This is a genomic window from Xenorhabdus sp. SGI 60 (assembly GCF_056632175.1).
Genome location: NZ_CP196860.1, coordinates 3,511,209 through 3,524,436 on the forward strand (window position 1 = coordinate 3,511,209; position 13,228 = coordinate 3,524,436).

At 43.7% G+C, this 13,228-nt stretch carries 9 protein-coding genes, 1 pseudogene and 1 other annotated feature; of the genes and pseudogenes, 6 read left to right on the top strand and 4 right to left on the bottom strand.

Translation table 11 applies throughout. The annotated features are described in order from the left end of the window. Positions 1 to 619 precede the first annotated feature (619 nt). Complete coding sequence (gene creA / locus ACSJJG_RS16675) at positions 620 to 1,096, top strand: protein CreA (RefSeq protein ID WP_481090463.1); 477 nt, start codon at positions 620 to 622, stop codon at positions 1,094 to 1,096. Positions 1,097 to 1,210: 114 nt separating this feature from the next. Here the strand turns inward: creA and arcA are convergent, their stop codons facing one another. Then, entirely contained in the window at positions 1,211 to 1,927 is a 717-nt protein-coding gene (gene arcA / locus ACSJJG_RS16680) for a two-component system response regulator ArcA (RefSeq protein ID WP_481089965.1), read from the bottom strand. A gap of 706 nt (positions 1,928 to 2,633) precedes the next feature. Continuing rightward, positions 2,634 to 2,752: a sequence feature (Thr leader region), on the top strand. A gap of 25 nt (positions 2,753 to 2,777) precedes the next feature. On the opposite strand from arcA, the gene thrA reads away from it, so the two are divergent. Genes thrA through thrC form a run of 3 tightly spaced genes read left to right on the top strand, consistent with a single transcriptional unit; the run spans position 2,778 to position 7,479 of the window. Then, on the top strand, positions 2,778 to 5,252 hold the full coding sequence (gene thrA / locus ACSJJG_RS16685; protein WP_481089966.1) for a bifunctional aspartate kinase/homoserine dehydrogenase I: 2,475 nt from the start codon (positions 2,778 to 2,780) through the stop codon (positions 5,250 to 5,252). After that, the gene (thrB, locus tag ACSJJG_RS16690; RefSeq protein ID WP_481089967.1) at positions 5,234 to 6,184 is read left to right on the top strand and encodes a homoserine kinase; all 951 of its coding nucleotides are present in this window, start codon (positions 5,234 to 5,236) and stop codon (positions 6,182 to 6,184) included. The genes thrA and thrB overlap by 19 nt, the downstream gene beginning before the upstream one ends. A 2-nt stretch (positions 6,185 to 6,186) precedes the next feature. Further along, positions 6,187 to 7,479 (top strand): threonine synthase, encoded by a 1,293-nt coding sequence (thrC, locus tag ACSJJG_RS16695; RefSeq protein WP_481089968.1) that lies wholly within the window; start codon positions 6,187 to 6,189, stop codon positions 7,477 to 7,479. Between the two features lie 71 nt (positions 7,480 to 7,550). Here the strand turns inward: thrC and yaaA are convergent, their stop codons facing one another. Next, positions 7,551 to 8,327 (bottom strand): peroxide stress protein YaaA, encoded by a 777-nt coding sequence (yaaA, locus tag ACSJJG_RS16700; RefSeq protein ID WP_481089969.1) that lies wholly within the window; start codon positions 8,325 to 8,327, stop codon positions 7,551 to 7,553. Positions 8,328 to 8,497: 170 nt separating this feature from the next. Between yaaA and tal the strand changes: the two genes are divergently transcribed. Both tal and mog read left to right on the top strand, forming a co-directional pair. Continuing rightward, positions 8,498 to 9,451 carry a transaldolase gene (gene tal, locus ACSJJG_RS16705; protein ID WP_481089970.1) on the top strand — a complete coding sequence of 318 codons (954 nt, stop codon included), beginning with the start codon at positions 8,498 to 8,500 and terminating at the stop codon, positions 9,449 to 9,451. A gap of 122 nt (positions 9,452 to 9,573) precedes the next feature. Then, on the top strand, positions 9,574 to 10,149 hold the full coding sequence (gene mog, locus ACSJJG_RS16710; protein ID WP_481089971.1) for a molybdopterin adenylyltransferase: 576 nt from the start codon (positions 9,574 to 9,576) through the stop codon (positions 10,147 to 10,149). Positions 10,150 to 10,207: 58 nt separating this feature from the next. Here mog and ACSJJG_RS16715 read toward each other — a convergent pair whose 3' ends face one another. Together ACSJJG_RS16715 and ACSJJG_RS16720 are read right to left on the bottom strand one after the other, a co-directional pair. Beyond that, a complete protein-coding gene (locus ACSJJG_RS16715; protein ID WP_189758321.1) occupies positions 10,208 to 11,608 on the bottom strand; it encodes a glycoside hydrolase family 1 protein in 1,401 nt (466 codons plus the stop codon). A gap of 71 nt (positions 11,609 to 11,679) precedes the next feature. After that, a pseudogene (locus ACSJJG_RS16720) lies at positions 11,680 to 13,065 on the bottom strand (PTS transporter subunit EIIC); the annotation flags it as partial. Between the last annotated feature and the right edge of the window lie 163 nt (positions 13,066 to 13,228).

A 13,228-nucleotide genomic window follows, 5' to 3' on the forward strand; every position in this document is an offset into this window, starting at 1 on the left:
AAGACAAAAAGAAAATCATATAAATGTAAAACAACTTATTAGTCTGAAAACTAAAAGTTTTTTCCTAAAAACAGATATTGTGTAGTTTGATCAATAATCAACACCTATACTTTTCCCAAAATAAACCTAGATTACAATTTCCCTGAGTGTTGTTGCCGTACACCTATCCCGGCAAATTGATTACCAATGTTTACTATAACTATTGGTTAGTTATTCTTTAGGTACAATATGCCAAGATGATTTCATTAGGCATATTGATTGTTACATTGAGATAATCAACAAACTCTCAATGAATTAAACAAGTTTTTGCTTGGAATAAATTAATAGCAGAATCGGTAATATGTCAAGCATTGTCTTGATAAATAAGTCAATGATATGAATTATAATAGAAAATACATTGATTACTGACGTGCTGGATGTTGACCTAACTCCAATGGCATAACGTTTTAAAGACCATTACTTACTCGTCTTGGATGCGTATTCAGCTATAATGTCCTGATTTTCCATCACAGATACATTCACATTGGAAATAATTTAATTAAATTTATTGCGTTACATTATATGTGAATGATAGATATTTTCACTGTATTTATTTAATTCAATTGGACTATATATGGATATGGCAACAATGAAGAAAATAGTGATAGCGGCTACCTTACTCTTTTCTCCTGCGGCTTTGCATGCTGAAGAGATCGGTTCTGTTGACACAGTGTTCAAACTTTTTGGTCCCGATAACAAGATAGTGATAGAAGCCTTTGATGATCCTGACGTTAAAAATGTCACCTGTTATCTGAGCAGAGCCAAAACTGGAGGGCTTAAGGGAGGGTTGGGATTGGCAGAAGATACATCTGATGCCGCCATATCCTGCCAGCAAATTGGCCCGATTGCATTGGCAGATAAGATAAAGAAATCCCCTAAGAAAGGACAAGTTGTTTTCCAGAAACGCACTTCTTTGGTATTTAAAAAATTGCAGGTTGTACGCTTCTACGATCCAAATCGTAATTCGCTAATTTATTTAACTTATTCTGACAAAGTGATCGATGGTTCCCCTAAAAATGCAATCAGTGCTGTACCGATTATGCCGTGGAAAGAGTGAATAACTCATCACTGAGGCAAGCACCAACTAAAAGAAAAGCCCTGATGCCATAAGACATACGGGGCTTTTTGACAGAGACGCCATGTCGAATATATACCTATAAAAAGGTATCAATTAGTCTTCTAAATCACCACAGAAACGGTAACCTTCACCGTGGATGGTCGCAATGATTTCCGACGTATCGGGTATCGATTCGAAATGTTTACGAATACGGCGAATCGTCACATCAACAGTGCGATCGTGAGGTTTCAGTTCGCGGCCCGTCATTTTTTTCAACAATTCTGCACGAGTCTGGATTTTTCCTGGATTCTCACAGAAATGAAGCATCGCACGGAATTCGCTACGTGGCAGTTTGTAATGATCTCCCATCGGGCTAACCAAAGAGCGGCTATTAATATCCAGCTCCCATCCATTGAACTTATAACTTTCAACCTGGCGGCGCTCTTCTCCTGGAGGACTCAGGTTCATTGTCCGAGAAAGTAAGTTACGCGCACGGATGGTTAATTCACGTGGGTTAAATGGCTTAGTTATATAATCATCAGCACCGATTTCGAGACCAAGAATTTTGTCCACTTCATTATCACGGCCTGTCAGGAACATCAACGCAACATTTGCCTGCTCACGTAATTCACGGGCAAGCAGTAAGCCATTTTTACCTGGCAGATTGATATCCATAATGACTAAATTGACATCATTATCTGACAGAATGTTGTGCATTTCTGAACCGTCATTGGCTTCATAAACAACATACCCTTCGGCTTCAAAAATGCTCTTAAGGGTATTGCGTGTGACAATTTCGTCTTCAACAATCAAAATGTGCGGGGTTTGCATGGTTGCTACCTAAAATCGCTAAAAAACAGAATCTGTATGACACAAGCTGTTATTATTAAAAGAAAATACGCTGATCTTGTTCTGAGTGACAGAAAATCAGCTTATGCCCGAAATAAACGTTTTGATATGTTTTACACTAAAAGCTGGCGTCGCTTTCCTGGAGGGTACATACCCGAAAAAACCCGATTTAAACGAGGCTTCTATATTAGTCTATTAACAGCAATATAACAGCCAGTAATGCATTTGCCTTCTAAAAAAACTAACTTTTGTTGATACATATCAAAATCAATTGTAGCACGTTAACATTAATTGTAATTGTTAATTTTAATCCAGGCCATTTGTTATTAAATTGAATAAATTATGTTAATGGATGTTAAAATATCGTGAATACTTGAAGAGATTCGCTCGACACTGAAATTATCCAGATGACACGTTTTTATCATAAAGACAAAATAATTACAAAATATGTTTTTTGTAAAATTAAATGCTATTAAATAAGCTAACTAACCAAATAATGATTTGTCATTTGGGTTATATTTTGAATAATTTCGATACGGATAATGATGTTTTTTTCTTCTTTTGCTATAAAAAATATTTGACATTGACCACAATTTAATTTAACCAATAGGGAGTCAAACGAATTAAAAAAGACAGACAGAAAACGATGCAGCACATCAGCTCGAAAAAAGGGTTCTTACAAGCATGATTATAACCGTCATTACTACAACCACGATTACCACCGGAACCATGAGTTGCGGTGCGGGCTGACGCATACACATAAAACAACAATAAGCCCGTATCCCACAAGATACGGGCTTTTTTTTGGACAGAAATCAGGAGAAGAACGTTAATGCGCGTATTGAAATTTGGCGGAACCTCAGTTGCAAATCACCAACGTGTACTGAGTGTTGCAGATATTGCCGAGAATGAGTTATCCCTTGGGCAAGTTGCCTTAGTACTCTCTGCACCGGCAAAAATCACCAACCATCTGGTGGCGATGATCGAAAAAACGGTTGCAGGGCAAGATATTGTTTCTAATATGAGCGATGCTACCCAAATCTTTGCTGATTTGCTGTCAGGATTGAAAGAACAACAACCCGGGTTTGATTATGCACGTCTGAAAGGGCTAGTAGAACGTGAGCTAGCCAGCCTTAAACAGACTCTGCACGGCATATCCTTGTTAAAACAATGCCCAGATAACATTAATGCATCCCTGATCTGTCGTGGCGAAAAACTGTCGATTGCCATCATGGAATCCGTGCTACAGGCTCGTGGTCATAAAGTGACAGTCATTGATCCGGTCAAAAACCTTTTGGCGCATGGGCATTGTCTCGAATCCACCGTCGATATCCATGAATCCTCCAAACGCATTGCGGCACTCAACATTCCTGCTGACCACCTCATCCTGATGGCTGGTTTCACTGCGGGCAATGAAAATGGCGAATTGGTCGTATTGGGACGCAACGGCTCTGACTATTCAGCCGCAGTATTGGCGGCATGTCTGCGTGCAGATTGTTGTGAAATCTGGACAGATGTAGACGGTGTTTATACTTGTGATCCAAGGGCAGTGAAAGATGCACGCTTGCTGAAAAGCCTGTCATACCAAGAAGCGATGGAATTGTCTTATTTCGGTGCGAAAGTCCTTCATCCTCGTACTATCGCCCCTATTGCCCAGTTTCAAATTCCTTGTCTGATAAAAAATACGGCCAATCCCGATGCACCGGGTACTTTTATTGGTGATGCACCCATTGATCATGGGCAAAAAGATCAGGACATGCCAATTAAGGGCATTACCAATCTAAATCATATGACGATGTTCAACGTCTCCGGCCCTGGCATGAAAGGTATGGTCGGGATGGCGGCACGGATCTTTTCCGTCATGTCACGCAAAGGTATTTCCGTTGTATTAATCACACAGTCTTCGTCAGAATACAGCATCAGCTTCTGTGTACCGCAAAAAGAGTTGATAAAAGCACAAAAGGCACTGACAGAAGAATTTTATCTGGAGCTGAAAGATGGTGTGCTTGATCCCATCGACGTGATCGATAATCTTGCCATTATTTCTGTCGTTGGCGATGGTATGCGTACTCAGCCAGGGACTTCTGCCCGCTTTTTCTCCGCATTGACACGCGCCAACATCAACATCATTGCCATTGCGCAAGGTTCTTCTGAACGTTCCATTTCCGCCGTCATTGAAAATGATGCCGCGACTACGGCTGTTCGTCTCTGCCATCAAATGCTGTTTAACACCGCTCAGGTTGTTGAGGTCTTTGTTGTCGGTGTAGGTGGTGTAGGCAGTGCGTTGATCGAGCAAATACGTCGTCAGCAAACCTGGCTCAAACAGAAACACATCGATTTGCGCGTCTGTGGTATTGCCAATTCCCGCGCTTTATTGACTGATGTGCAAGGCATCTGTCTGGATAACTGGCAGCAGGCACTGTCAGAAGCCACTGAGCCTTTTAGCTTGAGTCGTCTTATCCGTCTTGAAAAAGAGTACTATCTCCTGAATCCAGTCATTGTGGACTGTACCTCCAATCAGTCGATTGCGGAACAGTATGCGAGTTTCCTCAGCAATGGCTTTAACGTTGTCACGCCTAATAAAAAAGCCAATACCTTATCGATGGCTTATTACCGCCAAATCCGTCAGGCCGCAGAGAAATCGAAACGTAAGTTCCTGTATGACACTAACGTAGGTGCTGGATTGCCAGTTATCGAAAACTTACAAAATCTGCTTAATGCCGGTGATGAATTAGTGCAGTTCAGTGGCATCCTGTCGGGTTCTTTATCCTCTATTTTCGGCATGCTGGATGAAGGAATGACGCTGTCACAAGCGACAATGCTCGCCAAAGAGAAAGGCTTTACAGAACCCGATCCACGCGATGATCTCTCTGGCATGGATGTTGCCCGAAAGCTGCTGATCTTAGCGCGCGAGGCGGGTTATGAACTGGAACTGGAAGATATTCATGTCGAACCCGTTTTACCTATATCGTTCGATGCCAGTGGCGATGTTGACCATTTCCTGCAACGTTTACCACAACTGGATCAGGCATTTAGCCAACGTGCGGAACAAGCCGCAGAACAAGGAAAAGTCTTGCGTTATGTTGGCTTGATTGAGCAAGGCCGTTGTACAGTGAAAATTGTCTCTGTTGATGGCAACGATCCACTTTATAAAGTCAAGAATGGCGAAAACGCGCTGGCTTTCTACACCCGTTATTATCAGCCCATTCCACTGGTATTGCGTGGTTATGGCGCAGGAAATGATGTAACGGCAGCCGGCGTTTTTGCTGATATATTACGCACTCTGTCATGGAAATTGGGGGTTTAATGGTTATCAGGGTTTATGCGCCTGCCTCTATCGGGAACGTTGGCGTCGGATTTGATGTGCTTGGCGCAGCAGTTTCTCCCATTGATGGCTCGTTACTTGGAGATTGTGTCTCCGTCAGTGAAGCTGAAAGTTTCAGCCTGAATAATAAAGGGCGATTTGTTAGCAAGTTACCTGCCGATCCCAAACAAAATATTGTCTATCAATGCTGGCAGCTTTTTTGTCAACGACTGGGAAAAAAACTGCCCGTTGCCATAACATTAGAGAAAAATATGCCGATCGGTTCAGGATTAGGCTCCAGTGCCTGCTCTGTCGTCGCCGGTTTAGTGGCATTGAATGAATATGCTGGCCGCCCATTTAACCAACACCAGTTACTGGAGATGATGGGAGAATTAGAAGGGCGCATTTCCGGTGGTGTTCATTATGATAATGTCGCTCCCTGCTATTTGGGAGGATTGCAATTGATATTATCTCAAGAAGATACCACCTGCCTGCCTGTTCCCACATTTGATAATTGGCTATGGGTAATGGCTTATCCCGGCATCAAAGTATCGACAGCAGAAGCCCGTGCAATCCTGCCCAGTCACTATACCCGTAAGGACATCATTGAGCATGGCCGTCACTTTGCGGGTTTTATCCATGCCTGCCATACCCAGCAATCAGGACTGGCGGCCAAATTAATGCAAGATGTTGTAGCGGAACCTTATCGCACCCAACTCTTACCCGGCTTTGCCAATGCACGTGAAGCTGTCAAAAAATTAGGGGCGCTGGCGTGCGGCATTTCCGGCTCCGGCCCAACACTGTTTGCCATTTGTCATGAAATGGCTGTAGCAGAAGAAGTTACACACTGGCTGCAACAACATTACGTACAGAATGATGAAGGCTTTGTACACATTTGCCGTCTGGATCTCGCAGGCGCACGACAGGTAAAGTAACCATGAAATTATATAACTTAAAAGATAACAGCGAGCAGGTCAGTTTTTCACAGGCGGTAAAGCAAGGGTTAGGTAAACAGCAAGGCCTCTTTTTTCCACAGGATTTGCCAGAATTCAGCCGTAATGAAATTGACGATTTATTGAAATTGGATTTTGTCAGCCGCAGCCAGCGCATTCTCTCTGCCTTTATTGGCGATGAAATTCCCGCAGAACAATTGACAACCCGCGTGAAAAACGCGTTTGCCTTCCCTGCCCCTGTAGCGATTGTCGAAGATGACATCGCTTCACTGGAGCTTTATCACGGCCCGACACTGGCTTTCAAAGACTTTGGTGGCCGTTTCATGGCACAAATTCTTGCCCAGATTGCAGGAGAACAGCCCGTCACTATTTTGACTGCAACATCCGGTGATACCGGCGCCGCAGTGGCCCATGCTTTCTATGGCTTAAATAACGTACAGGTTGTGATCCTTTATCCCGAAGGCAAGATCAGCCCATTGCAGGAAAAACTCTTTTGCACTCTGGGTGGCAATATCCATACGGTTGCTATCAAGGGGGATTTCGATGCTTGCCAGGCATTGGTCAAACAGGCTTTTGATGATGAAGAACTGAAACAGGCTTTACATCTTAACTCAGCCAACTCTATTAATATCAGCCGCCTGCTGGCACAAATCTGTTATTACTTTGAAGCGGTTGCGCAGATCCCCGCAGAAAAACGTGAACAATTGGTGATTTCCGTGCCAAGCGGCAATTTCGGTAACTTAACCGCAGGGCTACTGGCAAAATCGCTGGGACTGCCGGTAAAACGTTTTATCGCGGCAACCAATGTCAATGACACCGTTCCTCGTTATTTAGCAAAAGGCAAGTGGCTGCCACATCAGACCATTCCGACGCTGTCCAATGCCATGGATGTCAGCCAGCCCAATAACTGGCCACGCATTGAAGAATTGTTCAAATGCAAAGACTGGGTACTGAGTGATCTGGCAAACGGCGTTGTGGATGACGCAACCACTCAAAGCACCCTGCGCGAACTGGCGGCAAAAGACTATATTTCCGAACCACATGCTGCTGTCGCTTATCGTGTTTTACGTGATCAATTACAAGAAGGGGAATATGGCTTGTTCCTGGGTACTGCTCATCCAGCTAAATTTAAGGAAAGCGTCGAAGCCACTCTCGGTCAACCATTGCCTTTGCCACAAGCGTTGGCTGAGCGCGCAGATCTGGACTTGTTATCCCACTTTATGCCTGCTGATTTCTCAACATTGCGTGAATTTTTGCTGAAAAAACAATCGAAATAATATGGCACTTATCACTCCGCCTATTATAGGTGGAGTGATATCATTTTGAACTCTATATATTGAAAATTAAATTAATTCTGCTCAGAACGCGTAAACACCAACTCATCTCCCCTGGAGAGAGATTCATCAAAAACGTATCCTTCCAGATTGAACTCTACCAGCCGTGCCGGATCGGTCAGTTGGTTCTGAATAATAAAACGGCTCATCAGGCCTCGGGCTTTTTTAGCATAGAAGCTAATGACCTTGTATTTGCCATTTTTTTCATCCAGAAAAACAGGTTTGATAATCCTGGCTGCCAGCTTTTTGCTATTTACTGATTTGAAATACTCATCTGATGCCAGATTGACCAGAACATCATCACCTTGCTGTTCCAGTGCTGCATTTAAATTTTCAGTAATGCAATCGCCCCAAAACTGATACAGATCTTTACCGCGTGGATTTTCCAGCTTAATCCCCATTTCCAAACGATAAGGCTGCATCAAATCAAGAGGACGCAAGACCCCATACAGGCCAGATAGAATTCTTAAATGTGTTTGGGCAAAATCAAAATCGTCAGCAGAGAAAGTTTCAGCCTGCATACCGGTATAAACATCGCCTTTAAATGCCAACATCGCCTGACGGGCATTTTCTGGCGTGAAATTGGGCTGCCATTCTGCAAAACGAGCAGCATTCAATCCCGCCAGTTTATCACTAATACGCATCAAACTGCCGATTTGCGCAGGCGTTAAAGTCCGGCAAATCTCGATCAGTTGCTGGGATTCCGCCAATAACAGCGGTTGGCTAAACTTTTTTGTTGCCAGTGGACTTTCATAATCGAGTGTTTTCGCTGGTGAAATGGTAATAAGCATTATTTTTTCCTAATAATCCAGACTTCTCCCACTTTAGCAAAAAAGACAAAAAGAGGAGAATCTCAACGAGAGAATTTTCCTACCTTACAGCCGCGCTTGACCATGTTATTATCACAAGATGGCGAGGCAATGTTGCCAAAGATTTTACGTATAACGATGAGATATTAAACATGACCGATAAACTGACTTCCCTGCGTAAACTGACAACAGTAGTAGCAGATACCGGGGATATCGAGGCGATGAAACTGTACCAGCCGCAAGATGCGACCACCAACCCTTCCCTGATTTTGAATGCAGCTCAAATTCCAGAATATCGCCCACTGATCGATGAAGCTATTGAATGGGCGCGCGGTCAAAGCGATTCCCGTGAACAGCAAATTATTGATGCCGGCGATAAATTGGCTGTCAACATTGGTCTGGAAATTCTGAAACTGATCCCTGGCCGTATCTCCACGGAAGTTGATGCACGCCTGTCTTATGACACCGAAGCGAGCGTAGCGAAAGCAAAACGTTTGATCAAACTGTACAACGAAGCAGGTATCAGCAACGATCGCATTCTGATCAAGCTGGCTTCCACCTGGCAAGGTATCCGTGCTGCGGAACAACTGGAAAAAGAAGGCATCAATTGTAACCTGACTCTGCTGTTCTCCTTTGCCCAGGCTCGTGCTTGTGCAGAAGCAGGGGTCTATCTGATTTCTCCATTTGTTGGCCGTATCCTTGACTGGTACAAAGCCAATGGCGACAAGAAAGAGTTCGCACCGCATGAAGATCCAGGTGTGGTTTCTGTTTCTGAAATTTATCAGTACTACAAAGAACACGGTTACAACACGGTTGTTATGGGTGCAAGTTTCCGTAACTCTGGTGAAATTCTGGAACTGGCAGGCTGTGACCGCCTGACAATCTCTCCATCACTGCTGAAAGAGCTGTCAGAAACAGCTGGTGAAGTTGAGCGAAAATTGGGTTATGAAGGCGAAATCAAAGAGCGCCCAACGCCAATGACTGAAGCTGAGTTCTACTGGAACCACCACCAGGATGCAATGGCGACTGAAAAACTGGCGGAAGGTATCCGTAAGTTTGCCGTAGACCAAGGCAAACTTGAAAGCATGATCGCTGATTTGCTGTAATCTCAGGCGATACGCTATTTTCTCTTGCACTAAAGGCGACATAATGGGTCGCCTTTTGTTTATTTCACGTTGCAGCCAACAAATTTTTATTTTTCCTTTTATTATAATTAATTGAGGTTTGTATGAATGTATTGCGCATTGGCCTCGTGTCTGTTTCTGATCGCGCTTCAAACGGCGTTTATCAGGATAAAGGGCTGCCCGCACTGGAAACATGGCTGAAAAAAGCGATTATCACACCTTTTAGCGTAGAAACCCGGCTGATCCCTGATGAGCAAATCCTGATTGAACAAACATTGTGTGAATTGGTCGATGAACTGGGATGCCATTTGGTACTAACCACTGGAGGGACAGGGCCTGCTCGTCGCGATGTCACGCCGGATGCAACACTGGCAATTGCGGATCGGGAAATGCCCGGATTTGGGGAACAGATGCGTCAAATCAGCCTTCAATTTGTGCCAACAGCCATTCTGTCCCGACAAGTCGGCGTGATCCGCAATCAAGCGCTGATTCTCAACCTTCCCGGACAACCGAAAGCCATCGCAGAAACACTGGAAGGATTAAAAGACGAAAATGGCAACGTGTTGGTAGCGGGAATTTTTGCCAGTGTTCCTTACTGCATCCAATTGCTGGATGGCCCTTATGTGGAAACGGATGAAAGCGTTGTCACCGCATTCAGGCCGAAAAGTGCACGTCGTTAAAAGCCCATACCATAAAGGTTCTGAACAGGCTCAGAACCTTATGGATAAAAAAATAGAATTACTCACCCAAACTACTACCATTGGTTTCAATCACCCGCTTATACCAATAAAAACTCTTCTTACGACGCCGCTCCAATGAACCGGTTCCCTGTTCATTCTGGTCAACATAGATATAACCGTAGCGTTTGCTTATCTCACCTTTTGAAGCACTGACCAAATCAATAGGCCCCCAACTGGTATATCCCATAATATCCACACCATCTTCAATCGCTTCTCTGACCTGGATAAGATGATCGCTAAGGTATTGAATACGATAATCATCCCGAATACTGCTATCCGCTTCCGGTGTATCTTTCGCACCCAAGCCATTCTCAACGATAAACAAAGGTTTCTGATAGCGATCCCATAACAAATTCAATATCGTGCGTAACCCAAGGGGATCTATCTGCCAACCCCATTCTGAACTGGGTAAATAAGGATTAGCCACCATATGCAGAATATTACCCTGCTGTTTCTGGTATTCCGCTTCATCTGCGGTCATACAGCCGCTCATGTAATAACTAAATGAGATAAAATCGACCGTATTTTTCAGATCATGCTTATCTTGCTCTGTAATTGTCAGTTCAATGCCATTCTCGCGAAAATAACGCAACATATAGCCAGGATAATTCCCACGGCTTTGGACATCGCCAAAAAATAACCACTTTTGATTTTTCTGAAGCGTTGCCAATACATCTTCGGGTTTACAGGTTAATGGATACATCAAACCACCCAGCAACATATTACCAATCTGGGCATCAGGAATGATCTCTCGGCACAATTTCACTGCTCTGGCGCTGGCAACCAATTGATGGTGAATAGCTTGATAGATCTCTGATTGAGTGCTGTTTCTCGATAATCCAACACCTGTCAGCGGTTCATGCAGCGACATATTGATTTCATTAAATGTCAGCCATAACTTCACCTTACTCTGGTAGCGATTAAATACCGTGCGCGCATAGTGTTCAAAAAAGGCGATCAATCTGCGATCTCCCCACCCGCCATATTTTTTGACTAGCGTCCACGGCATTTCATAGTGAGATAATGTGATCAAAGGTTGGATGCCATATTTGGCCATTTCGTCGAACAACTGGTCATAAAATGCCAGGCCCGCTTCATTGGGTTGCTTTTCATCGCCATGAGGAAAAACCCGGCTCCAGGCAATCGAGGTACGTAAGCATTTAAATCCCATTTCTGCAAACAGGGCGATATCTTCGGGGTAACGGTGATAGAAATCGATAGCAATATCTTTGAGATATCGCGTTTCATCCGCAGGATCACGTTCAACAACGGGGCCAGTAATCCCTTGTGGCAAAACATCTGAAGTGGAAAAACCTTTTCCATCCGTCAAATAAGCACCTTCAACTTGATTGGCAGCAATCGCGCCTCCCCATAAAAAATGCGTTGGAAACTGTTTCATGCAAACCCTCCTCTCATGGATATTTAAGGCTTATGTAGGAATTCAGATTGGTTTTTATCGGTGTTGTTTTCTGTAGGTGAACTGGTAACAGCAGGCAGGCCAAATAACCACGTCAAAATGGTCGCGATAATAAACGCTAGCAATGTGCCAATTATTGCGCCCCATACGGTATTATCGATTCCTGATGGCGGGATCATTTGAGTAAAAGTAAAAATATTGCTTAGTCCTATTGAATAAACAGCACTTTGGTAATAACCAACCACAGAGCCACCAATCGCACCAGCAATACAACCAAAGATAAACGGCCGACGGTAAGGCAGGGTAACCCCATAAACCGCAGGCTCAGTGATACCAAAGATACCAGCGGTAACAGCAGAGCCAGACAACATTTTTAATTTAGCATCGCGGGTACGCAAGAAAACGCCCAATGCAGCCCCCGTTTGCCCTATTACGGCCGGTAACAACAAGGGGGTTAACGTATCATGCCCCAAAACCGTTAAGTTGTTGAACATGATTGGTACTAATCCCCAATGCAGCCCAAAAATGACACAAACTTGCCAGATTGCTCCCATAATTGCCCCTGCCAGAGCCGGTGCAAACTCATATACTGCCTGATAACCATAAGCCAATGAATAGCTTAGCGATGTCGCCACTGGCCCAATGACAATAAAGACGAGTGGAACAATCAATATCAGGCAGACAAGGGGAGTAATGAAGGTTTTAATGGTGACGGGCAGGCGTGAATCCAATTTTTTCTCTATTTTACAGCTTATCCAGGAGGCAAAAATAATTGGGATCACAGAAGAGCTATAATTCAAAAATGAGAGTGGGATACCCATAAAGTATTCAGTTGTGCTGCCAGCAACTATAGATGCCTCGAAAGCAGAGATAATCATGGGATGTACCAAGGCTCCGCCAATTCCCATTGTAATAAATGGATTGCCCCCAAACTTTTTACCTGCGGTATAGCCAAGTAATAAAGGGAAAAAATAAAACAGCGAGTCACTGGCAGCATACCAGATACGATAAGTACCGCTGTCAGGTGTTAGCCAATGAAATGCAATGGTAACGGCAAGCAAGCCTTTTAAGATCCCGGAAGCTGCCATTACCCCCAAAAATGGGGTAAAGATACCCGAAATAATATCGATAAAATGGTTAAATAAGTTATCGTGCTTGCCAGTTGGATTTGGCATTGCAGGTGTTTCATCAGAAGGTGCTAACACTTGTTGGATAACCTGATATACCTCTTTGACTTGATTACCAATCACAACCTGAAATTGTCCACCACTTTCGACAACCGTAATGATATCAGGATGGGCTTTTAGTTTATTGATATCGGCGAGTGAGCGATCCCATAGTTTAAAACGCAGCCGAGTCGCACAATGAACGAGACTGACAATATTTGCTTTACCACCAACACCCACAATGATTTCCTGGGCCAGTATCTGGTATTTCATGCCACTTCCCTCATTTTCCGCACTGCCTGTGCTTTAAAAAAGATAGTATGCGTGTGATTTTATTCGACATGGAAGTGACATAACATGTGGGTTGGGTTCTTTTTAAAAGTTGTAGAATAAATATCTTTTAATATAGCATAAGTTTTATTTTCATCTATTTTGA

What these genes read in the sequence shown, in the direction of transcription:
- creA (WP_481090463.1), top strand. Translation starts at nt 620, where the DNA reads ATGGCAACAATGAAGAAAATAGTGATAGCGGCTACCTTACTCTTTTCT.
- arcA (WP_481089965.1), bottom strand. Translation starts at nt 1,927, where the DNA reads ATGCAAACCCCGCACATTTTGATTGTTGAAGACGAAATTGTCACACGC.
- thrA (WP_481089966.1), top strand. Translation starts at nt 2,778, where the DNA reads ATGCGCGTATTGAAATTTGGCGGAACCTCAGTTGCAAATCACCAACGT.
- thrB (WP_481089967.1), top strand. Translation starts at nt 5,234, where the DNA reads ATGGAAATTGGGGGTTTAATGGTTATCAGGGTTTATGCGCCTGCCTCT.
- thrC (WP_481089968.1), top strand. Translation starts at nt 6,187, where the DNA reads ATGAAATTATATAACTTAAAAGATAACAGCGAGCAGGTCAGTTTTTCA.
- yaaA (WP_481089969.1), bottom strand. Translation starts at nt 8,327, where the DNA reads ATGCTTATTACCATTTCACCAGCGAAAACACTCGATTATGAAAGTCCA.
- tal (WP_481089970.1), top strand. Translation starts at nt 8,498, where the DNA reads ATGACCGATAAACTGACTTCCCTGCGTAAACTGACAACAGTAGTAGCA.
- mog (WP_481089971.1), top strand. Translation starts at nt 9,574, where the DNA reads ATGAATGTATTGCGCATTGGCCTCGTGTCTGTTTCTGATCGCGCTTCA.
- ACSJJG_RS16715 (WP_189758321.1), bottom strand. Translation starts at nt 11,608, where the DNA reads ATGAAACAGTTTCCAACGCATTTTTTATGGGGAGGCGCGATTGCTGCC.